Source organism: Streptomyces cinnabarinus (assembly GCF_027270315.1).
GTDB lineage: Bacteria > Actinomycetota > Actinomycetes > Streptomycetales > Streptomycetaceae > Streptomyces > Streptomyces cinnabarinus.
The window spans coordinates 2,137,938-2,160,471 of sequence record NZ_CP114413.1; the positions used below are offsets into that span (position 1 = coordinate 2,137,938).

Consider the following 22,534-nt stretch of genomic DNA (forward strand, 5'->3'; position numbering starts at 1 on the left):
GAGGCACCATGAGCGCTTCGCAGACCTCCGACGTCCCCACTCTTCTCGTCAAGATCTTCGGGAAGGACAGGCCGGGCATCACGGCCGGACTCTTCGACACCCTCGCCGCCTACTCCGTCGACGTGGTCGACATCGAGCAGGTCGTCACCCGTGGCCGGATCGTGCTGTGCGCGCTGGTGACCGAGCCACCGCGCGGCATGGAAGGGGATCTGCGGGCCACCGTCCACAGTTGGGCGGAGTCCATGAAGATGCAGGCCGAGATCATCTCCGGCCTGGGCGACAACCGTCCGCGCGGGCTCGGCCGTTCCCTGGTCACCGTGCTCGGCCACCCGCTCACCGCGGAGGCCACGGCCGCCATCGCCGCGAAGATCACCCATGCGGGCGGCAACATCGACCGTATTTTCCGGCTCGCCAAGTACCCCGTGACGGCGGTCGAGTTCGCGGTGTCCGGCGTGGAGACCGAGCCGCTGCGCACGGCGCTGGTGACCGACGCGGCGAAGCTGGGCGTCGATGTCGCGGTCGTCGCGGCCGGTCTGCACCGGCGGGCCCAGCGCCTGGTCGTGATGGACGTGGACTCCACGCTCATCCAGGACGAGGTGATCGAACTGTTCGCCGCGCACGCCGGGTGCGAGGACAAGGTCGCCGAGGTGACGGCGGCGGCGATGCGCGGGGAGCTGGACTTCGAGCAGTCGCTGCACGCGCGTGTGGCCCTGCTGGAGGGCCTGGACGCCTCGGTCGTGGACAAGGTGCGCAGCGAGGTACGGCTGACGCCGGGCGCGCGCACGCTGATCCGTACGCTGAAGCGGCTCGGCTACCAAGTCGGCGTCGTCTCGGGCGGGTTCACCCAGGTCACGGACGATCTGAAGGAGCGGCTCGGGCTGGACTTCGCCCAGGCCAACACGCTGGAGATCATCGACGGCAGGCTGACCGGCAAGGTCACCGGCGAGATCGTGGACCGGGCGGGCAAGGCACGGCTGCTGCGCCGGTTCGCCGCCGAGGCGGGCGTACCGCTGGCGCAGACGGTGGCGATCGGTGACGGTGCCAACGATCTGGACATGCTGAACGCGGCCGGTCTCGGGGTCGCCTTCAACGCCAAGCCGGTGGTCCGGGAGGCCGCGCACACCGCGGTGAACGTGCCCTTCCTGGACACGGTGCTGTATCTGCTGGGCGTCACCCGCGAAGAGGTCGAGGCCGCCGACACGCACGACGAGGGCTGATCCCGCGCAGGCGGAGAAGATCCCGCGCAGGCGAAAATGGGGCCCGGCACCGCACCGGGCCCCTTTCGCTTTCACGCCTCACACGAGTGGGGTCACTCCGAGGGCGCCCAGTAATCGACCAGCGTGGCCACCCCGGGCTCCAGGGACTTCCAGGAGCCCGAGTGGGTCAGGAGCGCGAAGGCGGCGGCCGGGAAGCCTCGGCGGTTGAGGCGTACCTGGGCGTCGCCCTCGGCTTCTCCGGAGAGGATGTCGGTGAGGCCGTGGACACCGGGGTTGTGGCCGATCAGCACGACGTCCCGGACGTCGTCCGGGGTCTCGTTGAGGACGGCGATCAGCTCGCCGGGCGAGGCCTCGTAGATCCGCTCCTCGTAGACGGTTTTCGGCCGGTGCTGGAACTCGTGGACGGCGAGCTTCCAGGTCTCCCGGGTCCGGGTCGCGGTGGAGCACAGGGCCAGATCGAAGGCGATACCGGTGTCGGCGAGCTTGCGTCCGGCGACAGCGGCGTCCATGCGGCCCCGGTCGGCGAGCGGCCGCTCATGGTCGGTCACCTGTGGCCAGTCGGCTTTCGCATGCCGGAAGAGGACAATCCTGCGGGGTTCTGCGACGCTCATACGTCCCAGCTTCGCATGAAACAGGCCACGGGGCGCGGGTAGTTGACGGGCGGCTGCACGGCTGCTCAGCGGGCCATCAGCTGCTGCACACGCTCAAGGAGCTGGGTGATCGCCGGGTCGGCGGTCGCGGCATGGGCCTCGGCCGGGTCGAGTATCAGCACCAGCAGGGTGACGAAGGCGAGCACGGGCAGGGCCAGCGCCCACCACGGGAGCCGGATGTCGACGCCGCCCCGGTGTGCCGAGGGAGGCGGGGTGTGCGTAGGGGCCGACATGGGTGCCTCCGCGGTCTTCGAGTGGGCCGGTGGTCCGCCCGATCGCGGCCACATCTCGAAGGTACGGACTTCGTGAGCCCCAACCCATCCGGTGATCCACCCAGTTGACCCTGACACTCACCCCCTAGGGGATGGTGGTGCTAGCCCCACCATCGCCGGGTCGGCGCGGAGGGTCAGCGGGGCGGGTCCGGGCGGAAAGCCGGACGGAAGGCCGGGCAGAGGGCCCGGCGACGGATCACGGCGAGGCGATCGTCGCGATGACGGCGATGATCACGAAGATGGCGAAGAACGCGCCGAAGACGAGCAGCATCTTCTTCTGGCCGTTCTGCGGGTTCGGGTCGAGCACTGGCATGCGGCAAGTCTCGCACCCCGGACCCGTGCCGGACCCGCCGGGGGGGCTCTAGGGCCTGTCGTCACATTCCCGTCGTCGCCCGAAGCGCAGACGGGAATGTGACGACAGGCCCTAGCGGGCCGCCTCCTCCTCGACTGTGCGGTTGCGGCCCGCCAGGACGCCCACCGCCATCTGCGGGATCATCAGCGCGGCCATGAGCGCGATCGGCAGGCCCCAGCCGCCGCTGTGCTGGTAGAGCACACCGACCAGGAGCGGGCCCGGGATGGAGATCAGATACCCGGTGCTCTGCGCGAACGCGGACAGCTGGGCGACGCCCACCCCGGTCCTGGCCCGCATCCCGACCATGGTCAGCGCCAGCGGGAAGGCGCAGTTGGAGATGCCGAGCAGCACGGCCCAGGCCCAGGCCCCGGAGGCGGGCGCGACATACAGACCGGCGTACCCGGCGAGGCCGCAGACGCCGAGGACGAGGGCGATCGGGCCCTGGTGGGGCAGCCGGGTGGCCACGCGCGGGATGACGAAGGCGAGCGGCACGCCCATCACCATGGTGACCGCGAGCAGCAGCCCGGCGGTGCTCGCGGGCACGCCCGCGTCCCGGAAGATCTGCGCCATCCAGCCCATCGTGATGTAGGCGGCGGTGGCCTGGAGCCCGAAGAACACGGCGAGCGCCCACGCCGTACGGCTACGGGTGATCCGCAGCGCGGGCGCCTCCTCCCGCTCCCGCGCGGGCGCCTCGGCGGACGTGGCCCGCCGGTCCCGTACGAACGGGATCCACGGCAGTACGGCCGCCGCGGCCAGGGCCGCCCAGACCGCGAGCCCGGACTGCCAGTTCCCGCCGAGGGCGTCCGTCAGCGGCACGGTGACGGCCGCCGCGGTCGAGGTGCCGAGGGCCAGGGCCATCGAGTACAGGCCGGTCATGGAGCCGACGCGGTCGGGGAACCAGCGCTTGACGATGACCGGCATCAGGACGTTGCTGACCGCGATGCCCATCAGGGCGAGGGCGCTGGCGACCAGGAAGGCGGGCGTGGAGCCCGCGTAGGGGCGGATCAGCAGTCCGGCCGTGATGGCGGCCATGCCCGCGCAGACGACGGCGCCCGGTCCGAAGCGGCGGGCCAGCCGGGGTGCCATGACGCCGAAGACGGCGAAGCAGAGCGGGGGCACGGAGGTGAGCACGCCGGCGACGCTGCCGCTCATGCCGAGGCCGGCCCGGACCTCCTCCAGGAGGGCGCCGAGGCTGGTGATGGCGGGGCGCAGGTTCAGCGCGGCCAGCACGATGCCGAGGACGATCAGACGTGCCGTCCACGCGCGCGTCCCGGACACCGGGGACGTGCCGACCGCCGGGGCCGGGCCGCCGACGGTCGTGGGACTCGTTGTCCGGGTTTCCTCGCTCACCATGAGGCCCATCATAGAATCATGGGATGAATGCTTGTCCATCCTCCGGCTTCGCCGGGCGGCCCGTCCCGTGCGAAGGTGTGGCATGCCCCTGAGCCATCCACGCCGTTCGGCACTGTCCGAGCAGGTCATCGCGGCGCTGCGGAACCAGATCACCTCGGGCGAGTGGCCGGTCGGCGCCCGCATCCCGACCGAGCCGGAGCTGGTCGAGCAGCTGGGTGTCGCCCGCAACACGGTCCGGGAGGCCGTCCGGGCCCTCGCCCACAACGGGCTGCTGGACATCCGCCAGGGCTCGGGCACCTACGTCGTGGCCACCAGTGAGCTGGCCGGGGTGATGCACCGCCGTTTCGCCGACGCCGACCCCCGGCACATAGCGGAGCTGCGCGCCACGCTGGAGTCGGGCGCCGCGAAGCTGGCCGCCGAGCGGCGCACGGAGAAGGACCTCAAGCAGCTCGACGCACTCCTGGTGCGGCGGGAGGAGGCCTGGGCCTCGGGTGACGCGGAGGCGTTCGTGGCGGCCGACGCCACCTTCCATCTGGCGGTGGTGGCCGCGTCCCACAACGACGCGATGACGGCGATGTACGCGGACCTGGGCGAGGTGCTGCGGGACTGGCTGCGCGAGGATGTCGGCGAGGAGCTGACGCCGGAGACGTACATGGACCACGCGCGGCTGCTGGACGCCATCCGCGCGGGCGACGCGGCCACGGCCGCCGAGGAGGCGGCCGGCTATCCCTTCCAGTGCCGCCCGGGGAAGTTCAGCCCCTCTGGTGGCTGACCCACACCGAGCGGACCTCCTTCCAGCAACGCCCGGTGAGCCGTACGGTCGCCGCCGGGCCGGTGTCGACCGGGGGGCTGTCGGTGTCGAGGTCCCACCACCGGTCGCACTCGATGTGGAGGCGTACGCGGTCCATGTCGGCGTAGGGGTTGTGGCAGTGGGCGACCACATGGGAGCCCTGCACGCGTGTGCGGCACTCGGAGCCGAAGGGGTCCGGCGTGGCGGCCTCCACGCGCGCGTGCGGGCTCGCCTGGTACGGCAGGCACATCATGAGAGCGACGGCGACGGTCACTGGGGCGAGGCTGCGGGGCAGACGCACAAGGGGACCTCCTCGGCCGTGCTGGGGAGGGAAACGGCGCGGTGAACGCCTAGTCCAGGGTGCCCAGTTGTCCCTGCTCCCCGCCCGGCCGGATAGGCCGAACGGGGGACATGCCGAAGGCCCGCGTCCGACTCGGGACGCGGGCCTTGTGGCGCGGTGCGGGGATCAGGCGCCGATGGCGTGCAGACCGCCGTCGACGTGGATGATCTCGCCCGTGGTCTTCGGGAACCAGTCGCTCAGCAGGGCGACGACGCCCTTGCCGGCCGGCTCCGGGTCCTTCAGGTCCCACTCCAGCGGGGAGCGGTTGTCCCACACGGAGGCCAGCTCGTCGAAGCCCGGGATGGACTTGGCGGCCATGGAGCCGAGCGGGCCGGCGGAGATCAGGTTGCAGCGGATGTTCTGCTTGCCCAGGTCACGGGCGATGTAACGGCTGGTGGCCTCCAGGGCGGCCTTGGCCGGGCCCATCCAGTCGTACTGCGGCCAGGCGAACTGGGCGTCGAAGGTGAGGCCGACGACCGAGCCGCCGTTCTGCATCAGCGGCAGGCAGGCCGTGGTCAGCGACTTCAGGGAGTACGCCGAGACGTGCATGGCCGTGGCCACGGACTCGAACGGCGTGTTCAGGAAGTTGCCGCCGAGGGCGTCCTGCGGGGCGAAGCCGATGGAGTGCACGACGCCGTCGAGGCCGCCGAGCTCCTCGCCGACCAGGTCGGCCAGCCGGCCCAGGTGCTCGTCGTTGGTGACGTCGAGCTCGATGACCTTGGTGGGCTTCGGCAGCTTCTTGGCGATGCGCTCGGTCAGCGTGGGCCGGGGCCAGGCGGTCAGGATGATCTCGGCACCCTGCTCCTGGGCCAGCTTCGCGGCGTGGAAGGCGATGGAGGACTCCATCAGCACACCGCTGATCAGGACGCGCTTGCCCTCGAGAATTCCGCTCATGGTGATCAGTGACCCATTCCCAGTCCGCCGTCAACGGGGATGACGGCTCCAGTGATGTACGAGGCGTCGTCGGAGGCGAGGAACCGCACCGTCGCGGCGATCTCCTGCGGCTGCGCGTAACGGCCGAGCGGGACCTGCGACACGATGTTCGCGCGCTGCTCGTCGGTGAGCACCTTGGTCATGTCGGTGTCGACGAAGCCGGGCGCGACGACGTTGAAAGTGATGTTGCGCGAACCCAGCTCACGGGCGAGGGAGCGCGCGAAGCCGACCAGCGCGGCCTTGGAGGCGGAGTAGTTCGCCTGGCCCGCGGAGCCGAGCAGGCCGACCACGGACGAGATCAGGACGACACGGCCCTTCTTGGCGCGCAGCATGCCGCGGTTGGCGCGCTTGACGACGCGGAAGGTGCCCGTGAGGTTGGTGTCGACGACCGAGGTGAAGTCCTCCTCGGACATGCGCATCAGGAGCTGGTCCTTGGTGACGCCGGCGTTGGCGACGAGGACCTCGACCGGGCCGTGCTCGGCCTCGATCTCCTTGTAGGCCTGCTCCACCTGCTCGGTGTCGGTGATGTCGCACTTGACGGCGAGGAAGCCGGCCGGCGGCTCACCCGAGCGGTATGTGATGGCGACCTTGTCGCCGGCGTCGGCGAATGCGCGGGCGATGGCGAGGCCGATGCCCCGGTTGCCTCCGGTGACGAGAACCGAGCGGCTCAACGGATCACCCTTTCGATAGCGGTCTGACACACCCGCCCGAACACCTGGATGACAGGCGGCTTCCCCGAAAATCTATCGGGCCCGGGGCTCACGCGGAGAAGCGGGCACCGACAGTGGCTCGCGGGAGTCACTGTCGGGTCCCTACAGAACCGAACCGGCCGCACCTCGCAAACGTGTGGTCCGCGGCCCTGCCCTCGCGACATGATCAGAGCGACCACGGTAACGGCGACAGGAAGAGATCCAGGTGCCTCATACCATCGACGAGTCCTTCACGGCACTCCCCCTACGCGCCCTGGCGGACGCCGCGCTGGCACGCGCGCGTGCGCTCGGCGCCGAGCACGCCGACTTCCGGTTCGAGCGGGTGCGCAGCGCGTCCTGGCGGCTCAGAGACGCCAAGCCCGCGGGCTCCTCGGACACCACGGACCTCGGCTACGCGGTGCGTGTCGTGCACGGCGGGACCTGGGGCTTCGCCTCGGGTGTGGATCTGACCATGGACGCGGCGGCCAAGGTGGCCTCCCAGGCCGTGGCGATGGCGAAGCTGTCCGCGCAGGTCATCAAGGCAGCCGGGTCCGAGGAGCGGGTGGAGCTGGCCGACGAGCCGGTGCACGCGGAGAAGACGTGGATCTCGTCGTACGAGATCGACCCGTTCACCGTGCCTGACGAGGAGAAGGCGGGGCTGCTCGCCGACTGGAGCGCGCGGCTGCTGGCGGCGGACGGGGTGAACCATGTCGACGCCTCGCTGCTCACCGTGCACGAGAACAAGTTCTACGCCGACACCGCCGGGACCGTGACGACGCAGCAGCGGGTCCGGCTGCACCCGCAGCTGACCGCCGTGTCGGTCGACGAGTCCAGCGGTGAGTTCGACTCCATGCGCACCATCGCGCCGCCCGTCGGACGCGGCTGGGAGTATCTGCGCGGCACCGGCTGGGACTGGGACGGCGAGCTGGCGCGGATGCCGGAGCTGCTGGCCGAGAAGATGCGCGCGCCGAGCGTCGAGGCGGGCGTCTACGACCTGGTCGTGGACCCCTCCAACCTGTGGCTGACCATCCACGAGTCCATCGGGCACGCCACCGAGCTGGACCGCGCGCTCGGCTACGAGGCCGCCTACGCGGGGACCTCCTTCGCCACCTTCGACCAGCTCGGCAAGCTCAGGTACGGCTCCGAGCTGATGAACGTCACCGGCGACCGCACCGCCGAGCACGGCCTGGCGACCATCGGCTACGACGACGAGGGCGTCCAGGGCCAGACCTGGGACCTGGTGAAGGACGGCACGCTGGTCGGCTACCAGCTGGACCGGCGGATCGCGAAGCTGACCGGGTTCGAGCGGTCCAACGGCTGCGCGTTCGCCGACTCCCCCGGCCACGTGCCCGTCCAGCGCATGGCGAACGTCTCCCTTCAGCCGGATCCGGCCGGGATGTCCACCGAGGACCTCATCGGGGGCGTCGAGCGCGGCATCTACGTCGTCGGTGACCGGTCCTGGTCCATCGACATGCAGCGCTACAACTTCCAGTTCACCGGCCAGCGGTTCTTCCGGATCGAGAACGGCCGGATCGCCGGTCAGCTGCGGGACGTCGCCTACCAGGCGACCACCACCGACTTCTGGGGCTCCATGGCGGCCGTCGGCGGGCCGGGGACCTACGTCCTGGGCGGCGCCTTCAACTGCGGCAAGGCCCAGCCGGGCCAGGTCGCGGCGGTCTCGCACGGCTGCCCGTCCGCCCTGTTCCGGGGCGTCAACATCCTCAACACCACCCAGGAGGCCGGTCGATGAACAAGCCGTACGAGATCGTCGAGCGGGCCCTGGAGCTGTCCCGTGCGGACGGCTGTGTCGTCATCGCCGACGAGCAGTCCACGGCCAACCTGCGCTGGGCCGGCAACGCGCTGACCACCAACGGCGTCACGCGCGGGCGCACGCTCACCGTCGTCGCCACCGTCGACGGCAAGGAGGGCACCGCCTCCGGGGTCGTCACCCGTGCCGCGGTCACCGCGGACGAGCTGGAGCCCCTGGTGCGGGCCGCCGAGGCGGCGGCGCGCGGTGCCGGGCCCGCCGAGGACGCGCAGCCGCTGGTGGCCGACGTGGTGGTGTCGCCGGAGTTCACCGAGGCGCCGGCCGAGACGTCCTCCGCGGTGTTCGCCGACTTCGCCCCGGCGCTCGGCGAGGCCTTCGCACGCGCGCGTGCGGGCGGACGCGAGCTGTACGGCTTCGCCAACCACGAGCTGGTCTCGTCCTACATCGGTACGTCGACGGGGCTGCGTCTGCGCCACGACCAGCCGAACGGGACGCTGGAGCTGAACGCCAAGTCCCCCGACCGCACCCGCTCGGCCTGGGCCGGCCGTTCCACCCGCGACTTCAAGGACGTCGACCCCGCCGCGCTCGACGCCGAGCTGGCCGTACGCCTCGGCTGGGCCGAGCGCCGGATCGAGCTGCCCGCCGGGCGCTACGAGACGCTGCTGCCGCCGACCGCAGTGGCGGACCTGCTGATCTACCAGATGTGGTCGGCGTCGGGCCGGGACGCGGCCGAGGGCCGCACCGTGTTCTCCAAGCCGGGCGGTGGCACCCGGGTCGGCGACCGGCTGACCGAGCTGCCGCTGACCCTGCGCAGCGACCCGAGCGAGCCGGGTCTGGAGTCCGCGCCGTTCGTGCTGGCGCACGCCTCCGGGGGCGACTCGTCGGTGTTCGACAACGGTCTGCCGCTGACCGCCACCGAGTGGATCCGCGAGGGCGAGCTCCAGCATCTGCTGACCAGCCGGCACAGCGCCGGTCTGACCGGTCTTCCGGTGGCGCCGGGCATCGACAACCTGGTGCTGGACGGCGGCGGCGAGCGCGGCCTGGACGAGATGGTGGCGAACACCGAGCGCGGGCTGCTGCTGACCTGCCTGTGGTACATCCGCGAGGTGGACCCGGCGACGCTGCTGCTGACGGGGCTGACCCGGGACGGCGTGTACCTGGTGGAGAACGGCGAGGTGACCGGCGAGGTCAACAACTTCCGGTTCAACGAGTCGCCGGTGGATCTGCTGGGCCGGGCCACCGAGGCCGGGCGCACCGAAAAGACGCTGCCCCGGGAGTGGAGCGACTGGTTCACTAGGGCCGCGATGCCGGCGCTGCGGGTGCCGGACTTCAATATGAGCTCTGTCAGTCAGGGCGTATAACCTCGTACCTGACCCGGAGCACTTCTAAGGAGATACGAGAACCGTGACGGACATCGTCGACGAGCTGAAGTGGCGCGGCCTGTGGGCCCTGTCCACTGACGAGGACGCTTTGCGCAAGGCGCTCGCGGACGGTCCCGTCACGTTCTATTGCGGTTTCGACCCGACCGCGGCCAGTCTGCACGTCGGTCATCTGGTGCAGGTCCTGACCATGCGCCGGCTCCAGCAGGCGGGCCTGCGCCCGCTGGCCCTGGTCGGCGGCGCCACCGGCCAGATCGGCGACCCGCGCCCGACCGCCGAGCGCACCCTGAACGACCCGGAGACGGTCGCGAACTGGGTGACCCGGCTGCGCGCGCAGATCGAGCCGTTCCTGTCCTTCGAGGGCGAGAACGCGGCGGTCATGGTCAACAACCTGGACTGGACGGCCGGGATGTCGGCCATCGAGTTCCTGCGGGACATCGGCAAGCACTTCCGCGTCAACAAGATGCTGACCAAGGACTCCGTCGCCCGGCGTCTGGAGTCCCAGGAGGGCATCAGCTACACGGAGTTCAGCTACCAGCTGCTCCAGGGCATGGACTTCCTGGAGCTGTACCGCCGGTACGGCTGCACGCTCCAGCAGGGCGGCAGCGACCAGTGGGGCAACCTCACGGCGGGTCTCGACCTGATCCACCGGCTGGAGCCGCATGCCTCGGTGCACTGTCTGGCGACGCCGCTGATGGTGAAGGCGGACGGCACCAAGTTCGGCAAGACCGAGGGCGGCGCCGTCTGGCTCGACCCGGAGATGACCACGCCGTACGCGTTCTACCAGTTCTGGCTGAACGTGGACGACCGGGACATCTCCACGTACATGCGCATCCTGTCCTTCAAGTCCCGCGCGGAGCTTGAGGAGCTGGAGAAGCAGACCGAGGAGCGGCCGCAGGCGCGGGCCGCGCAGCGGGCGCTGGCCGAGGAGCTGACGACGCTGGTGCACGGCGCCGACCAGACGGCCGCGGTGATCGCCGCGAGCCGTGCCCTGTTCGGGCAGGGCGAGCTGGCGGAGCTGGACGACCGGACGCTGCGGGCGGCCCTGTCCGAGGTGCCGCACATCCAGGTCGCCGAGCTGGGCCCGGTGGTCGATCTGTTCGCCGAGGTGGAGCTGGTGGCGAGCAAGTCGGCCGCACGCCGGACGATCAAGGAGGGCGGGGCCTACGTGAACAACGTGAAGGTCGCCGCCGAGGACGCCGTCCCCGCCGCGGAGGACCTGCTGCACGGCCGCTGGCTGGTGCTGCGCCGGGGCAAGAAGAACCTGGCGGCGGTCGAGGTCACCGGCAGCTGAGCGCACCGAAGGGGGCGGCTCTCCACCGGGAGGGCCGCCCCCTTCGTCGTACCCGCGCTCAGGTCTGCTGCTTCTTCTTGCCCAGCGTCGCCATGTACGCCATGTCCCCCACTCCCACGATGATGATCGCCGCGATGAGCTGGAAGACGTGCCGGCTCCAGTCGATGCCGGCGGTCTCCTCGACCCCGAGCGCGCGGGCGAGGGCGTTGCCGACGATGGCGCCGAGCATGCCGAAGATGGTGGTCAGCCAGAGGGGGCTGTGCTGCCTGCCGGGCAGGATCGCCTTGGCGATCAGACCGAGCACGAATCCCACGATGATCGCCCACAACCAGCCCATGGCTGCCTCCTTGTACGGCTCCGCGTGAGCAGTAGGCCCAGTCTCCGGCCGCTTCTCCTACGTCGCATGCCGGGTGCGGCCGTACGCGGGACGGCCGAGGTCCGGTCGCCCGCGCGGAAGGTGCCCCGGTCTCGTAGGCGGCGCAGGCCAGGCGTAACGTGGAGGGTGTCCGGGCCCGGCTCCCCGACCGGGGGCGGTCCGGGTGCGGGCAGGGGAGAGTCCGATGCGGGCGGATGGTGGAATGTGATGCGGAAGCAGCACGACTCGGGCAACGCCCAGGTATTCCGGATCACCGGAGCCAGGACGGGCCTCCAGGAGGATGTACGCGCGCGCCAGCGCCGGTACGTCATCTCGATGTCGGTCCGCACGCTCTCGGTGATCCTCGCCGCGACCCTGTGGAACGTCGAACGGCACGTGGCCATCGTGGCATTGGTGCTCGGCGCGGTCCTGCCGTACATCGCGGTCGTGGTCGCCAACGCCGGGCGGGAGAACGCACCGGGCCTTCCTTCCACTTTCGTCGCCGCGCCGACCCGCCCGATGATCACCGGACCCGGGGCCGAGGAGCCCTTCGCGGAACCCGTCCCGGAAGACGCGGAGGCCGATCCGGCGGCGCGTGCCGCCGGTGAAACACATGACCGGAAATGACCTTGGCGGGGCCGTAGCAAACGGAATCCACCTCCGCACCAAGCTCAAGAAAAGCTCAGATCAATAGTGTTGTTCCGGTGCCGGGCGGCGGGTGACCCATGACATACTTCGTAGGCGCTCCGCATCCCCCGTCGGAGCGACGGACCGACGCCGGGCAGCTCCCCCCGTGGCTGCTCGGCGTCGCCTTTTTGTTGACCCTGTGAGACGAATCCGTGAGTGACGAGACGCCGATCTGTTCCGCCAAGGGCTGCCGGACCGCCGCCGAGTGGGTGCTGGCCTGGAACAACCCCAAGATCCACACGCCGGAGCGGCGGAAGACCTGGCTGGCCTGCGAGGCACACCGGGAACATCTCTCCCAATTCCTGGGTGTCCGGGGCTTCTTGAAGGACGTCGTGAAGTTCTCGGAGTGGGAAGAGCCGAGCACGCCGTAGCCCAGATCGCCGGCCGTACGGTTTCAGCCGTACCTTTCAGCCGCCGATCGCGGACATCGGGCGGTCCGGCTGGACGAAGCTCGGGTCGTCCAGGCCCGCTCCGGCCTTCTTGCCCCACATCGCCAGGCGCCAGATCCGGGCTATCTCCTCGTCGGGGGCGCCGGAGCGCAGCGCGGCGCGCAGGTCGGTCTCCTCGCGGGCGAACAGACAGGTGCGGACCTGGCCGTCGGCCGTGAGGCGGGTGCGGTCGCAGGCCGAGCAGAACGGCCGGGTGACGGAGGCGATGACGCCCACGCGGTGCGGGCCGCCGTCCACGATCCAGCGCTCGGCGGGGGCCGAGCCGCGCTCCTCGGAGCCCTCGGGGGTCAGCTCGAAGCGGGTGCGCAGGGAGGTCAGGATGTCGCCCGCGGTGATCATGCCGTCGCGCTTCCAGCCGTGCTGGGCGTCCAGCGGCATCTGCTCGATGAAGCGCAGTTCGTAAGCGTGCTCGACGGCCCAGGCGAGGAGGTCGGGGGCCTCGTCCTCGTTCAGGCCCGGCATCAGTACGGAGTTGACCTTGACCGGGGTGAGCCCGGCGGCGCGGGCGGCGTCGAGGCCCTCGATGACGTCCTTGTGGCGGTCGCGGCGGGTGAGGGTCTTGAAGACGTCCGGGCGGAGGGTGTCCAGGGAGACGTTGACCCGGTCCAGGCCGGCGGCCTTCAGGGCGGCCGCGGTGCGCTTGAGGCCGATGCCGTTGGTGGTCAGCGACATCTGGGGGCGGGGGGTGAGGGCCGCGACGCGCTCGACGATGCCGACCAGGCCGGGCCGGAGCAGGGGCTCACCGCCGGTGAAGCGGACCTCCTCGATACCGAGGGTGGTGACCGCGATGTCGATCAGGCGGACGATCTCGTCGTCCGTGAGCAGGTCGGGCTTGGCCAGCCACTGCAGGCCCTCCTCGGGCATGCAGTACGTACAGCGCAGGTTGCACCGGTCGGTCAGTGAGACTCTCAGGTCGGTGGCCACCCGGCCGTAGGTGTCGATGAGCACGTGGGCCCCCTCCCTTGTCGCGGATCAGTGCTGGAGCAGTCATTTTCCGTCACTTGTGAGCCTACGTGACTCCACTGACAACGACAGAGCCCGATCCCACGAGGTAAGACACGGCCGCGTCGTAGGTCCCTACGACGCGGCCGTGTCCCGGGGGCGGGCTCAGTGGGCGCCGGTGCCGGTCAGGGACCGGACCTCCAGCTCGGCGTACTTGCCCTTGTCCGGCTCCTCCTTGGAGAGGTAGGTGCCGAGGATGCCCAGCAGGAAGCCGACCGGGATCGAGATGATGCCGGGGTTCTCCAGCGGGAACCAGTGGAAGTCGACGTCCGGGAACATCGAGGTGGGCTTGCCGGAGACGACCGGCGAGAACAGCACCAGGCCGACCGCGGTGGTCAGACCGCCGTAGATCGACCACAGGGCGCCCTGGGTGGTGAAGCGCTTCCAGAAGAGGCTGTAGAGGATCGTCGGCAGGTTGGCGGAGGCGGCGACCGCGAAGGCGAGGGCGACCAGGCCGGCCACGTTCAGGTCGCGGGCCAGGGCGCCGAGGCCGATGGAGACGACGCCGATGCCGACGGTCGCCCAGCGGGCGGCGCTGACCTCCTGCTTCTCGCTGGCCTGGCCCTTCTTGATGACATTGGCGTAGATGTCGTGCGCGAAGGACGAGGAGGACGCCAGGGTCAGGCCCGCGACCACCGCGAGGATCGTCGCGAAGGCGACCGCGGAGATGGTGGCCAGCAGGATGGCGCCCCAGCTGGATTCGACGCCGCCCAGATGGAGGGCGAGCAGCGGGGCCGCCGTGTTGCCCGCCTTGTTGGAGGTGGTGATCTCCTCCGGGGTGATCAGCGCGGCGGCGCCGAAGCCGAGCGCGAGGGTCATCAGGTAGAAGGAGCCGATCAGGCCGATCGCCCAGATCACGGACTTACGGGCGGCCTTGGCGGTGGGCACCGTGTAGAAGCGGATCAGGATGTGCGGCAGACCGGCGGTGCCCAGAATCAGGGCGATGCCGAGCGAGATGAAGTCCAGCTTGCTGGTGCCGGTGGCGCCGTACTTCAGGCCGGGCTCCAGGAAGGCCGCGCCGTGGCCGCTCTGGTCGGCGGCGGTGCCGAGCAGGTCGGAGACGTTGAAGTCGAACTTCAGCAGCACCAGGAAGGTCAGCAGCAGGGCGCCGGTCATCAGCAGGACGGCCTTGACCATCTGCACCCAGGTGGTGCCCTTCATGCCGCCGATGCTGACGTACATGATCATCAGGATGCCGACCAGGGCGACGATGCCGATCTTTCCGGCGTCGCTGCTGATGCCGAGCAGCAGGGAGACCAGGACGCCCGCGCCGGCCATCTGGGCCAGCAGGTAGAAGATCGACACGACGATGGTGGAGGTGCCGGCCGCGGTGCGGACCGGGCGCTGGCGCATCCGGTAGGCGAGGACGTCGCCCATCGTGTAGCGGCCGGAGTTGCGCAGCGGCTCGGCAACCAGCAGCAGGGCGACGAGCCAGGCGACCAGGAAGCCGATGGAGTACAGGAAGCCGTCGTAACCGAACAGGGCGATGGCGCCCGCGATACCGAGGAAGGACGCGGCGGACATGTAGTCACCGGAGACGGCGAGGCCGTTCTGGAATCCGGTGAACTGGCGGCCGCCCGCGTAGAAGTCGGCCGCGTCCTTGGTCTGGCGGCCCGCCCACACCGTGATGACGAGGGTGGCGAGGACGAAGACACCGAACAGGCTGATGATCAGCGTGCGGTGCTCGCTCGCCGCGTCGGCCGCCAGAAACGTGTGCGCGGTGCTCATGCGCCGCCCTCCATCCGGGACTTGATGGCATCGGCCTTGGGGTCGAGCTGCGCGGCGGCGTGCCGCGCGTACCACCAGGCGATGAGGAACGTGGTGAGGAACTGGGCGAGGCCGAGGACGAGGGCCATGTTGATATTGCCGAACAGCTCGATGCCCATGAAGTCGCCGGCGTAGATCGACAGCAGGACGTAGAGCAGGTACCAGACGATGAAGCCGACGGTCAGCGGGAAGGCGAAGGAGCGGTAGGAACGGCGCAGTTCACCGAACTCCGCACTCTCCTGCACCTCGGTGAACTCCTCGGTGGTGGGGAGCCGGTGTTGCTCCTTCGAGGGGGGCGGTGCGTCGGTAGCCACGGAGTCTCCTCGCGTTGCGGCCGCTGTTGCGACGGTGGACGGGGCTGGTTCGGGGTGCGGGGACGGGTTCGAAACGACGGACATAGCGGGTCATACCTCACAGGGCCAGGGGGCTCGATCGTGCTCGGGTCCCCTGTCCAACGTCACGGCGCCACGCGAGAACCGGTTCAACGCGACTCAACTCTTTCCGAACTCACCTCCTGTGGGTCATTGCTGGCCGGTGAAGCGGGGAGATAGCTTCACCCTGCACGCCCGTCATGTACCTGCCCGAGCACCACCTGTGTCTCGGGCTGTTTCGTTTCCGGATGATGTGGAGATCCCATGGCTCATCTGCCTTCCAGACGCCGGCTCGCTCTGGCCGTCCCCGTCGTGCTGTCGCTGACCGCCTCGCTCGGCTTCCTGCCGACCGCCGCCACGGCCGCCCCGCTCGCGGAGCCCGTGGCGCAGTCGGCGGACGCGCCGAAGCTGGCGTACGTCGTCAACACCAAGACGGACCGGCGGACCATCGAGTCGGTGGAGAAGGCCGTCGTCACGGCGGGCGGGACCGTCGTGACGACGTACGAGAAGATTGGCGTCATCGTCGCTCACTCGGCCAACCCGGACTTCGGCAAGCAGATGCGCCAGGTGCGCGGCGTCCAGTCGGCGGGTGCGACGCGTACGGCGCCGCTGACCGCCGCGGGCACCACGGACCAGGGCGCCGCACAGTTCCTGACCGACGCCCAGGCGGCGAATGCCGCGAGCGCCGCGACCCCGGACAGCGAGCCTCTCGAGGCCGACCAGTGGGACCTGCGCGCGATCGGCGCCGACAAGGCCGCGAAGATCAACCCGGGCAGCTCCAAGGTGACCGTCGCCGTGATCGACACCGGCGTCGACGACACCCACCCGGACCTCGCGCCGAACTTCTCCAAGTCCCAGTCCGCCAACTGTGTGGGCGGTGTCGCCGACACCAGCGAGGGCGCCTGGCGGCCGTACACCGCGGACGACTACCACGGCACGCATGTGGCGGGCGAGATCGCCGCGGCCCGCAACGGCATCGGGGTCGCGGGTGTCGCGCCCGGCGTCAAGGTCTCCGGCATCAAGGTGAGCGACCCGGACAACGGCCTCTTCTACCCGGAGAGCGTCGTGTGCGCCTTCGTGTTCGCCGCCGACCGCGGCGTCGAGATCACGAACAACAGCTATTACGTGGACCCGTGGCTCTACAACTGCATGGACGACCCGGACCAGAAGGCGATCGTCGACGCGGTCAACCGGGCGCAGCTGTACGCCCAGAAGAAGGGCACGCTGCACCTGGCCTCGGCGGGCAACTCCAACCACGACCTGGACTCGGACGCCATCGTCGACGCCACCAGCCCCGACGACTCCACGCCCGTGGAGCGCACGATCGACCCGCACGAGTGCTTCGACGTGCCCACCCAGCTGCCCGGGATCGTCACCGTCAGCGCGACGGGCGTGCAGAACCTCAAGTCGTACTACTCCTCCTACGGCAAGGGCGTCGTCGACGTCGCGGCGCCGGGCGGTGACCGGCTGTACCAGATACCCGACACCCCCTCCAAGAACGGCCGCATCCTGTCGACCATGCCGAACGGGGCGTACGCCTTCCTGCAGGGCACCTCGATGGCCTCGCCGCACGCCGCGGGCGTGGCCGCGCTGCTGAAGTCCAAGCACCCGTGGGCGTCCCCTGCGCAGCTCCAGGCGCTGCTCAAGGCGCAGGCGGACAACCCCGGTTGCCCGGAGTCCTACGACCAGAACGGCGACGGCACGCAGGACGCGGTGTGCGAGGGCGGCTCGCGCGTCAACGGCTTCTACGGCTTCGGCATCGTCAACGCGCTGCGCGCGGTCAAGTAGGCGACGGACGGGAGAGACTGACACCATGACAGCGCAATTCAGGCGCTCTCGCCGTGTGCTGGCCGTCCCCGCCGGGATGGCCATGGCGACGGCGCTCGCCCTGCTGCCGAACGTGTCGGCGGCAGCCGAGGCGGAGACGGGGGCGGAGGCGACCTCGCTCAGCTATGTCGTCAACGTCCGTGCCGGGCACGGCCCTTCACCGCGCGTGGAGCGGGCCATCGCCGAGGCCGGCGGCACCGTCGTGGCCTCGTACGACCGGATCGGCGTGATCGTCGTCCACTCGGCGAACCCCGACTTCGCCAAGATCCTGCGCGAGGTGCCCGGGGTGTCCTCGGCGGGCAACACCCGCAACGCGCCGCTGCCCGCGCAGTCGACGACGGAGGTCGGTACCCCGAAGGTGCTCAGCGCCGCGGAGGCCGCCGCCGTCGAGGCCGCCGAGGGGCAGGACCCCTTGCAGCCGCTCCAGTGGGACCTGCCCGCCATCAAGGCGGACCGGGCGCACGAGAAGTCGCTGGGCAGCCCGGACGTCACCGTCGCGGTGATCGACACCGGCGTCGACGACACCCACCCCGATCTCGCGCCGAACTTCGACCGGGACGCGTCGGTCAACTGCGTGACGGGCAAGCCGGACACCACCGAGGGCGCCTGGCGCCCCGGGCCGACGGAGAGCCCGCACGGCACGCATGTGGCCGGCGAGATCGCGGCGGCCAAGAACGGCGTCGGCATGACCGGCGTCGCGCCCGGGGTGAAGGTCTCCGGCATCAAGGTGTCGACGACCGCGGGGTACTTCTACACCGAGGCCGTGGTGTGCGGCTTCATGTGGGCGGCCGAGCACGACGTCGACGTGACGAACAACAGCTATTACACCGATCCCTGGTACTTCAACTGCAAGAACGAACCGGACCAGAAGGCGCTCGTCGAGGCCGTCTCCCGGGCCTCGCGGTACGCGGAGAAGAAGGGCGCGGTCAACGTCGCGGCGGCCGGCAACGAGAACTACGACCTCGCGGCCGACGAGATCACCGACCCGGTCTCGCCGAACGACGGCACGCCCTCCGACCGGGTCGTCGACCCGTCCGAGTGCCTTGACATCCCGACCCAGTTGCCGGGTGTCGTGACGGTCGCGTCGACCGGGGCGAAGGGCATCAAGTCGTCCTTCTCCAACCACGGCCTGGGAGTTGTCGACATCGCCGCGCCCGGCGGCGACTCGACCCGCTTCCAGACCCCGGCCCCGCCGGCCACCAGCGGCCTGATCCTCGGCACGCTGCCCGGCGGCAAATGGGGCTACATGGCCGGTACGTCGATGGCGTCCCCGCATGTCGCGGGTGTCGCCGCGCTGATCAAGTCGACGCGTCCGTACCTCCCGCCGACCGCGGTGAAGGCCCTGCTGTACGCCCAGGCCGACGCCACGGCGTGCACGGACCCGTACGACATCGACGGCGACGGCAAGGTCGACGCGGTGTGCGAGGGCTCGAAGAACCGGAACGGGTTCTACGGGTGGGGGACCGCGGACGCGCTGGACGCGGTGACCAGGTAGTCCCGTCCATGTAGTCCTCTCCATATCTTGATTCGGTCAATACTGCATAGTGCAGTCATGACCGACATCAAGGTGGTGGTGCGGGAGGGCGCTCTTCCGGGGCGCCTTCCCGTGCGGGAGTTGGCACGCGCGTGTGTGAGCGCGTGCGCGCTGGCCGGCGCCGAACTGGGGGCGGTGCGGGCCGGGTTGCGGGAGGTGCCGGAGGTCGTGGTGGACGACGGTGCCGTCGCCACGGCGTTCGTGAGCGAACGGCATCTGTTGATCGACGGACGCGCTCCGGTCACCTTCGCCCCGCTGTCGCGGTTCTGGCGGACGGCGGACGGGTGGGTGCGGACCCACGCGAACTATCCCCACCACCGCGAGCGGTTGCTGAGCGCGCTGGGCGTGCCCGAGGCCGGGGTGGAACGGGCGCTGGCCGAGCGGTCGGCCCTGGACGTCGAGGAGGCCGTGTACGCGGCCGGAGGACTCGCCGTGGCGGTGCGCACGCCCGAGGAGTGGGCGGCCCATCCGCAGGCGGTCGCGGTGGCTCGGCGGCCCTTGGTCGAGCGCGAGCGCCTGGACACGGCACGCGCGCGTGCGCTGCCGCCGTTGCAGCCCGCTCCCCTGTTGCCCGCCGCCGGGGTACGGGTCCTGGACCTGACCCGGGTCATCGCGGGCCCGGTCGCCACCCGCACCCTCGCCCTGCTGGGCGCCGACGTCCTGCGCGTCGATCCCCCGGGTAGCCCCGAACTCCCCGACCAGCACGCCGACACGGGGTTCGGGAAGCGGTCCGCGACCTTGGACCTGACGCGGGACCGGCGGGCCTTCGAGGAGCTGCTCGCGACGGCCGACGTGGTCGTCACCGGGTACCGGCCGGGCGCCCTGGACCGGTTCGGTCTCTCGCCCGAGGCGCTGGTGGAGCGGCGGCCCGGACTGGTCGTGGCGCAGCTGTCGGCATGGGGCGCGTACGGGCCGTGGGGCGAGCGGCGCGGCTTCGACAGCCTGGTGCAGGCGGCCACCGGGATCGCGGCGGTGACGGGGACGCCGGAACAGCCCGGGGCACTGCCCGCCCAGGCCCTCGACCACGGCACCGGGTACCTGCTGGCGGCGGCGGTCCTGCGAGAGCTGACCGAGCGGCTCCAGGAGGGCTACAGCCGGGTCGTACGGCTGGCGCTGGCGCGGACGGCGCTGTGGCTGACGGACGGGATCGACGCGGGTGCGGAGAGCGGACCGGCGTACGAGGGGCCGGGACCCTGGCTGGCCGAGACGGACAGCGCGCTGGGACGGCTGCGGTACGCCCTGCCGCCGGTGGCCTTCGCGGGCGGGCCGGTGGACTGGGTCCGGCCGCCCGGGGTCTGGGGAAACGATCCCGCGCGGTGGGATCCTGTCTGAGCCGCGGGGCGTCCGAAGGCGTACCCATGGGCGGACTGCCGTACCGCCAGTTGTTTTCCTGCGCTTGCCCGGTTCTGGGGCGACTGGTGAAGATCATGAGGTGACCTTGATAAGACCCACGCCGGAGGCGGCCGACGCGAACGAGCCCCTGCGCCGGGCCGGCACCGGCCGGGCCGTCGCCGTACTGGTGCTGGTGGCCCTCGGGGCGCTGATACCGCTGCTCGGGCCGTCCGCCGCGCTGCGCGGCACCGGGGAGGCCGCCGCACCCGGCGACGGGGGCATCGCGCTGCTGCGGACGGTGCTGGTCGCGGCGCTGTGCGTCCCGGTGGGCGAGCTGTTCGTGAACCGGCTGGCCCGTTCCGTACCCGGCGCTCCCCCGGCCCCGCCCCGCAGTTGGGCGCCCTACGCGGCCGGCGCCGGTTTCCTCGCCGCCCTCGGGCTGGCCTCGGTCGTGTCGACCGGCAACCTGGTGCCGGACAGCCTCTCCGACCTGGACGTCGGCGGTCTGTACGCCACCCGCGACGGGAAGCTCGCGCTGCTGGAGGTGAACGCGTTCGCCGCGGCCGGGCTGTGCGCGCTGTCCCGGCGGCCCGGCACCCAGCTCTGGCCGCTGGCCGCGGTGGTCGTGGCCGAGGCGCTGCGCGCCCACCCGCCCACCGAGCACTCCCCGATGATCGGCTCCGGGCTGACGCTGGTGCACCTCACCTGCGCGGCGCTGTGGGCGGGCGGTCTGCTGCACGTGCTGCGGAGCCTGCGGGGCGGGACCCCGTCGGGCGCGGCCCTGCTGGGGCTCTACGCGCGCGTGGCGGCCGTGCTGCTCGCCGCCATCACGGCGACCGGGGTGTGCAGTTCACTGCGGCGCATGCCGTCGGGGACGATCCTCGATCAGCTCACGACGACGGCGTACGGGCGGGTGCTGCTCGCCAAGGTGCTGCTGGTGGCCGCCGTGGCCGCCCTCGCCCTGTGGGCGCGGATCCGGCTGCGCCGGGCCGCCGACCCGCTCACGGCCTGCTCGCCCGCGCGCGTGGAGGTCGCCGCGCTGGGCGTGGTCGTGGCGGTGTCGGGGCTGCTGACGGCGCTGCCGGTGCCGATCAGATGGTGACCCGTCGGATCGTGCCGATTCAGATGGTGACCATCACCTTGAGGGCGACGCGCTCGTCCATCGCCTTGTAGCCGTCCGGAACGCCCTCCAGGCCCACCGTCATGTCGAACACCGGCGAGGGGTCGATGGTCCCGTCCAGGACATCCGGCAGCAGCTCGGGAAGGTACGCGCGGACCGGCGCGACCCCGCCCCGCAGGGCTATGTTCCGGTCGAACATGACGCCCAGGTCGAGCCCCGTGCCGCTGCCGTGCGGCACGCCGACGAAGCCGATGCCGCCGCCGTCGCGGGTGATGTTCACCGCCGTACGCATGGACTGCTCGGTGCCGACCGCCTCGACGACGGCGTGCGCGCCCTGACCGCGGGTGAGTTCGCGGACGGCCTCTACGGCGGCCTCGCCGCGCTCGGCGACGACGTCGGTGGCGCCGAAGCGGCGGGCGATGTCGGTGCGGACCTGGTGGCGGCCGAGCGCGATGACGCGTTCGGCGCCGAGCCGCTTGGCGGCGAGGACCGCGCACAGGCCGACGGCTCCGTCGCCGACGACGGCGACCGTGGCGCCCGGCCGGGCGCCCGCGGCGAGCGCGGCGTGGTGGCCGGTGCCCATGACATCGGACAGGGTCAGCAGCGCGGTCAGCAGCCGCTCGTCCGAGGCGGCCTCCTTCGGCAGCCGGACGAGGGTGCCGTCGGCGAAGGGCACCCGCACGGCCTCGCCCTGGCCGCCGTCGTAGCCGACCGTGCCCCAGAAGCCGCCGTGCTCGCAGGAGGTGGTCAGGCCCTCGCGGCAGTAGTCGCAGGTGCCGTCGGACCACATGAAGGGCGCGACGACCAGGTCGCCGGTGCGGATGCCGGAGACCTCGGAGCCGGTCTCCTCGACGACGCCGAGGAACTCGTGCCCGATCCGCTGCCCCGGCTGCCGGGCCGCCTCCCCGCGGTACGCCCACAGGTCGCTGCCGCAGATGCAGGCCCGCAGCACCCGGACCACGGCGTCGGTGGGCAGCTGGACGACGGGGTCGGGTACGTCCGCCACGCGCATGTCGTACGGGGCGTGGATGGTGGTCGCGCGCATGGCAGGGT

The 22,534-nt window shown here is 71.1% G+C and carries 23 protein-coding genes; 11 read left to right on the forward strand and 12 right to left on the reverse strand.

Annotated features, from left to right (window positions below):
* Positions 1 to 8 precede the first annotated feature (8 nt).
* Positions 9 to 1,217 carry a phosphoserine phosphatase SerB gene (gene serB, locus STRCI_RS09615; RefSeq protein ID WP_269658445.1) on the forward strand — a complete coding sequence of 403 codons (1,209 nt, stop codon included), beginning with the start codon at positions 9 to 11 and terminating at the stop codon, positions 1,215 to 1,217.
* Between the two features lie 92 nt (positions 1,218 to 1,309).
* Here the strand turns inward: serB and STRCI_RS09620 are convergent, their stop codons facing one another.
* The 4 genes from STRCI_RS09620 to STRCI_RS09635 all read right to left on the reverse strand — a co-directional run bounded on the left by STRCI_RS09620 (position 1,310) and on the right by STRCI_RS09635 (position 3,856).
* Positions 1,310 to 1,828: a SixA phosphatase family protein gene (locus tag STRCI_RS09620; RefSeq protein WP_269658446.1), complete on the reverse strand. Its 519-nt coding sequence runs from the start codon at positions 1,826 to 1,828 to the stop codon at positions 1,310 to 1,312.
* Between the two features lie 65 nt (positions 1,829 to 1,893).
* Positions 1,894 to 2,100 (reverse strand): hypothetical protein, encoded by a 207-nt coding sequence (locus STRCI_RS09625; protein WP_269658447.1) that lies wholly within the window; start codon positions 2,098 to 2,100, stop codon positions 1,894 to 1,896.
* A gap of 235 nt (positions 2,101 to 2,335) precedes the next feature.
* Positions 2,336 to 2,452 carry an SGM_5486 family transporter-associated protein gene (locus STRCI_RS09630; protein ID WP_269658448.1) on the reverse strand — a complete coding sequence of 39 codons (117 nt, stop codon included), beginning with the start codon at positions 2,450 to 2,452 and terminating at the stop codon, positions 2,336 to 2,338.
* 111 nt (positions 2,453 to 2,563) lie between these two features.
* Entirely contained in the window at positions 2,564 to 3,856 is a 1,293-nt protein-coding gene (locus STRCI_RS09635; protein WP_269658449.1) for a CynX/NimT family MFS transporter, read from the reverse strand.
* Positions 3,857 to 3,926: 70 nt separating this feature from the next.
* On the opposite strand from STRCI_RS09635, the gene STRCI_RS09640 reads away from it, so the two are divergent.
* Positions 3,927 to 4,616 (forward strand): FadR/GntR family transcriptional regulator, encoded by a 690-nt coding sequence (locus STRCI_RS09640; protein WP_269658450.1) that lies wholly within the window; start codon positions 3,927 to 3,929, stop codon positions 4,614 to 4,616.
* Here the strand turns inward: STRCI_RS09640 and STRCI_RS09645 are convergent.
* The 3 genes from STRCI_RS09645 to fabG all read right to left on the reverse strand — a co-directional run bounded on the left by STRCI_RS09645 (position 4,597) and on the right by fabG (position 6,578).
* Positions 4,597 to 4,935 carry a hypothetical protein gene (locus STRCI_RS09645; RefSeq protein ID WP_269658451.1) on the reverse strand — a complete coding sequence of 113 codons (339 nt, stop codon included), beginning with the start codon at positions 4,933 to 4,935 and terminating at the stop codon, positions 4,597 to 4,599. The genes STRCI_RS09640 and STRCI_RS09645 overlap by 20 nt on opposite strands.
* 165 nt (positions 4,936 to 5,100) lie before the next feature.
* Positions 5,101 to 5,868 (reverse strand): enoyl-ACP reductase FabI, encoded by a 768-nt coding sequence (fabI, locus tag STRCI_RS09650; protein ID WP_269658452.1) that lies wholly within the window; start codon positions 5,866 to 5,868, stop codon positions 5,101 to 5,103.
* A 5-nt stretch (positions 5,869 to 5,873) separates the two neighbouring features.
* Positions 5,874 to 6,578, reverse strand: a complete 705-nt coding sequence (fabG, locus tag STRCI_RS09655) for a 3-oxoacyl-[acyl-carrier-protein] reductase (protein WP_269658453.1) — start codon at positions 6,576 to 6,578, stop codon at positions 5,874 to 5,876.
* Between the two features lie 244 nt (positions 6,579 to 6,822).
* Between fabG and STRCI_RS09660 the strand changes: the two genes are divergently transcribed.
* From STRCI_RS09660 to tyrS, 3 genes are read left to right on the forward strand one after another with little or no spacing between them, the layout of a single operon-like run.
* Positions 6,823 to 8,346, forward strand: a complete 1,524-nt coding sequence (locus STRCI_RS09660; protein WP_269658454.1) for a TldD/PmbA family protein — start codon at positions 6,823 to 6,825, stop codon at positions 8,344 to 8,346.
* Positions 8,343 to 9,725, forward strand: a complete 1,383-nt coding sequence (locus tag STRCI_RS09665; RefSeq protein WP_269658455.1) for a metallopeptidase TldD-related protein — start codon at positions 8,343 to 8,345, stop codon at positions 9,723 to 9,725. Before STRCI_RS09660 ends, STRCI_RS09665 begins: the two co-directional genes overlap by 4 nt.
* A 43-nt stretch (positions 9,726 to 9,768) precedes the next feature.
* Positions 9,769 to 11,037, forward strand: a complete 1,269-nt coding sequence (gene tyrS / locus STRCI_RS09670) for a tyrosine--tRNA ligase (protein ID WP_269658456.1) — start codon at positions 9,769 to 9,771, stop codon at positions 11,035 to 11,037.
* A gap of 58 nt (positions 11,038 to 11,095) precedes the next feature.
* Here the strand turns inward: tyrS and STRCI_RS09675 are convergent, their stop codons facing one another.
* Positions 11,096 to 11,374, reverse strand: coding sequence for a GlsB/YeaQ/YmgE family stress response membrane protein (locus STRCI_RS09675; RefSeq protein ID WP_269658457.1), 279 nt, complete (start codon positions 11,372 to 11,374; stop codon positions 11,096 to 11,098).
* Positions 11,375 to 11,620: 246 nt separating this feature from the next.
* Between STRCI_RS09675 and STRCI_RS09680 the strand changes: the two genes are divergently transcribed.
* Together STRCI_RS09680 and STRCI_RS09685 are read left to right on the forward strand one after the other, a co-directional pair.
* Positions 11,621 to 12,019 carry a DUF3099 domain-containing protein gene (locus STRCI_RS09680; protein ID WP_269658458.1) on the forward strand — a complete coding sequence of 133 codons (399 nt, stop codon included), beginning with the start codon at positions 11,621 to 11,623 and terminating at the stop codon, positions 12,017 to 12,019.
* A 212-nt stretch (positions 12,020 to 12,231) separates the two neighbouring features.
* Positions 12,232 to 12,450 carry a hypothetical protein gene (locus tag STRCI_RS09685; RefSeq protein ID WP_269658459.1) on the forward strand — a complete coding sequence of 73 codons (219 nt, stop codon included), beginning with the start codon at positions 12,232 to 12,234 and terminating at the stop codon, positions 12,448 to 12,450.
* 36 nt (positions 12,451 to 12,486) lie between these two features.
* Here STRCI_RS09685 and moaA read toward each other — a convergent pair whose 3' ends face one another.
* The 3 genes from moaA to STRCI_RS09700 all read right to left on the reverse strand — a co-directional run bounded on the left by moaA (position 12,487) and on the right by STRCI_RS09700 (position 15,611).
* Positions 12,487 to 13,476, reverse strand: coding sequence for a GTP 3',8-cyclase MoaA (moaA, locus tag STRCI_RS09690; RefSeq protein ID WP_269658460.1), 990 nt, complete (start codon positions 13,474 to 13,476; stop codon positions 12,487 to 12,489).
* Positions 13,477 to 13,635: 159 nt separating this feature from the next.
* Complete coding sequence (locus STRCI_RS09695) at positions 13,636 to 15,258, reverse strand: solute symporter family protein (RefSeq protein ID WP_269658461.1); 1,623 nt, start codon at positions 15,256 to 15,258, stop codon at positions 13,636 to 13,638.
* On the reverse strand, positions 15,255 to 15,611 hold the full coding sequence (locus STRCI_RS09700) for a DUF485 domain-containing protein (protein ID WP_269658462.1): 357 nt from the start codon (positions 15,609 to 15,611) through the stop codon (positions 15,255 to 15,257). Before STRCI_RS09700 ends, STRCI_RS09695 begins: the two co-directional genes overlap by 4 nt.
* Before the next feature lie 321 nt (positions 15,612 to 15,932).
* Here STRCI_RS09700 and STRCI_RS09705 point away from each other — a divergent pair, with 321 nt between their 5' ends.
* The 4 genes from STRCI_RS09705 to STRCI_RS09720 all read left to right on the forward strand — a co-directional run bounded on the left by STRCI_RS09705 (position 15,933) and on the right by STRCI_RS09720 (position 21,463).
* Positions 15,933 to 17,456 (forward strand): S8 family peptidase, encoded by a 1,524-nt coding sequence (locus STRCI_RS09705; RefSeq protein WP_269658463.1) that lies wholly within the window; start codon positions 15,933 to 15,935, stop codon positions 17,454 to 17,456.
* A gap of 25 nt (positions 17,457 to 17,481) precedes the next feature.
* Positions 17,482 to 18,990 carry a S8 family peptidase gene (locus tag STRCI_RS09710; protein ID WP_269658464.1) on the forward strand — a complete coding sequence of 503 codons (1,509 nt, stop codon included), beginning with the start codon at positions 17,482 to 17,484 and terminating at the stop codon, positions 18,988 to 18,990.
* 57 nt (positions 18,991 to 19,047) lie between these two features.
* The gene (locus tag STRCI_RS09715) at positions 19,048 to 20,361 is read left to right on the forward strand and encodes a CoA transferase (protein WP_269658465.1); all 1,314 of its coding nucleotides are present in this window, start codon (positions 19,048 to 19,050) and stop codon (positions 20,359 to 20,361) included.
* 100 nt (positions 20,362 to 20,461) lie between these two features.
* Positions 20,462 to 21,463, forward strand: a complete 1,002-nt coding sequence (locus STRCI_RS09720) for a CopD family protein (RefSeq protein WP_269658466.1) — start codon at positions 20,462 to 20,464, stop codon at positions 21,461 to 21,463.
* A 19-nt stretch (positions 21,464 to 21,482) separates the two neighbouring features.
* Here the strand turns inward: STRCI_RS09720 and STRCI_RS09725 are convergent, their stop codons facing one another.
* Complete coding sequence (locus STRCI_RS09725) at positions 21,483 to 22,526, reverse strand: zinc-dependent alcohol dehydrogenase family protein (protein WP_269658467.1); 1,044 nt, start codon at positions 22,524 to 22,526, stop codon at positions 21,483 to 21,485.
* Between the last annotated feature and the right edge of the window lie 8 nt (positions 22,527 to 22,534).

Excerpts from the sequence above, each read along its gene's own strand:
- STRCI_RS09640 (WP_269658450.1), top strand. The coding sequence starts at position 3,927 with ATGCCCCTGAGCCATCCACGCCGTTCGGCACTGTCCGAGCAGGTCATC.
- STRCI_RS09665 (WP_269658455.1), top strand. The coding sequence starts at position 8,343 with ATGAACAAGCCGTACGAGATCGTCGAGCGGGCCCTGGAGCTGTCCCGT.
- STRCI_RS09725 (WP_269658467.1), bottom strand. The coding sequence starts at position 22,526 with ATGCGCGCGACCACCATCCACGCCCCGTACGACATGCGCGTGGCGGAC.
- STRCI_RS09630 (WP_269658448.1), bottom strand. The coding sequence starts at position 2,452 with ATGCCAGTGCTCGACCCGAACCCGCAGAACGGCCAGAAGAAGATGCTG.
- STRCI_RS09675 (WP_269658457.1), bottom strand. The coding sequence starts at position 11,374 with ATGGGCTGGTTGTGGGCGATCATCGTGGGATTCGTGCTCGGTCTGATC.
- STRCI_RS09635 (WP_269658449.1), bottom strand. The coding sequence starts at position 3,856 with ATGATGGGCCTCATGGTGAGCGAGGAAACCCGGACAACGAGTCCCACG.
- STRCI_RS09680 (WP_269658458.1), top strand. The coding sequence starts at position 11,621 with ATGCGGAAGCAGCACGACTCGGGCAACGCCCAGGTATTCCGGATCACC.
- STRCI_RS09625 (WP_269658447.1), bottom strand. The coding sequence starts at position 2,100 with ATGTCGGCCCCTACGCACACCCCGCCTCCCTCGGCACACCGGGGCGGC.
- STRCI_RS09620 (WP_269658446.1), bottom strand. The coding sequence starts at position 1,828 with ATGAGCGTCGCAGAACCCCGCAGGATTGTCCTCTTCCGGCATGCGAAA.
- STRCI_RS09695 (WP_269658461.1), bottom strand. The coding sequence starts at position 15,258 with ATGAGCACCGCGCACACGTTTCTGGCGGCCGACGCGGCGAGCGAGCAC.
- serB (WP_269658445.1), top strand. The coding sequence starts at position 9 with ATGAGCGCTTCGCAGACCTCCGACGTCCCCACTCTTCTCGTCAAGATC.
- STRCI_RS09715 (WP_269658465.1), top strand. The coding sequence starts at position 19,048 with ATGACCGACATCAAGGTGGTGGTGCGGGAGGGCGCTCTTCCGGGGCGC.
- fabI (WP_269658452.1), bottom strand. The coding sequence starts at position 5,868 with ATGAGCGGAATTCTCGAGGGCAAGCGCGTCCTGATCAGCGGTGTGCTG.
- STRCI_RS09705 (WP_269658463.1), top strand. The coding sequence starts at position 15,933 with ATGGCTCATCTGCCTTCCAGACGCCGGCTCGCTCTGGCCGTCCCCGTC.
- STRCI_RS09710 (WP_269658464.1), top strand. The coding sequence starts at position 17,482 with ATGACAGCGCAATTCAGGCGCTCTCGCCGTGTGCTGGCCGTCCCCGCC.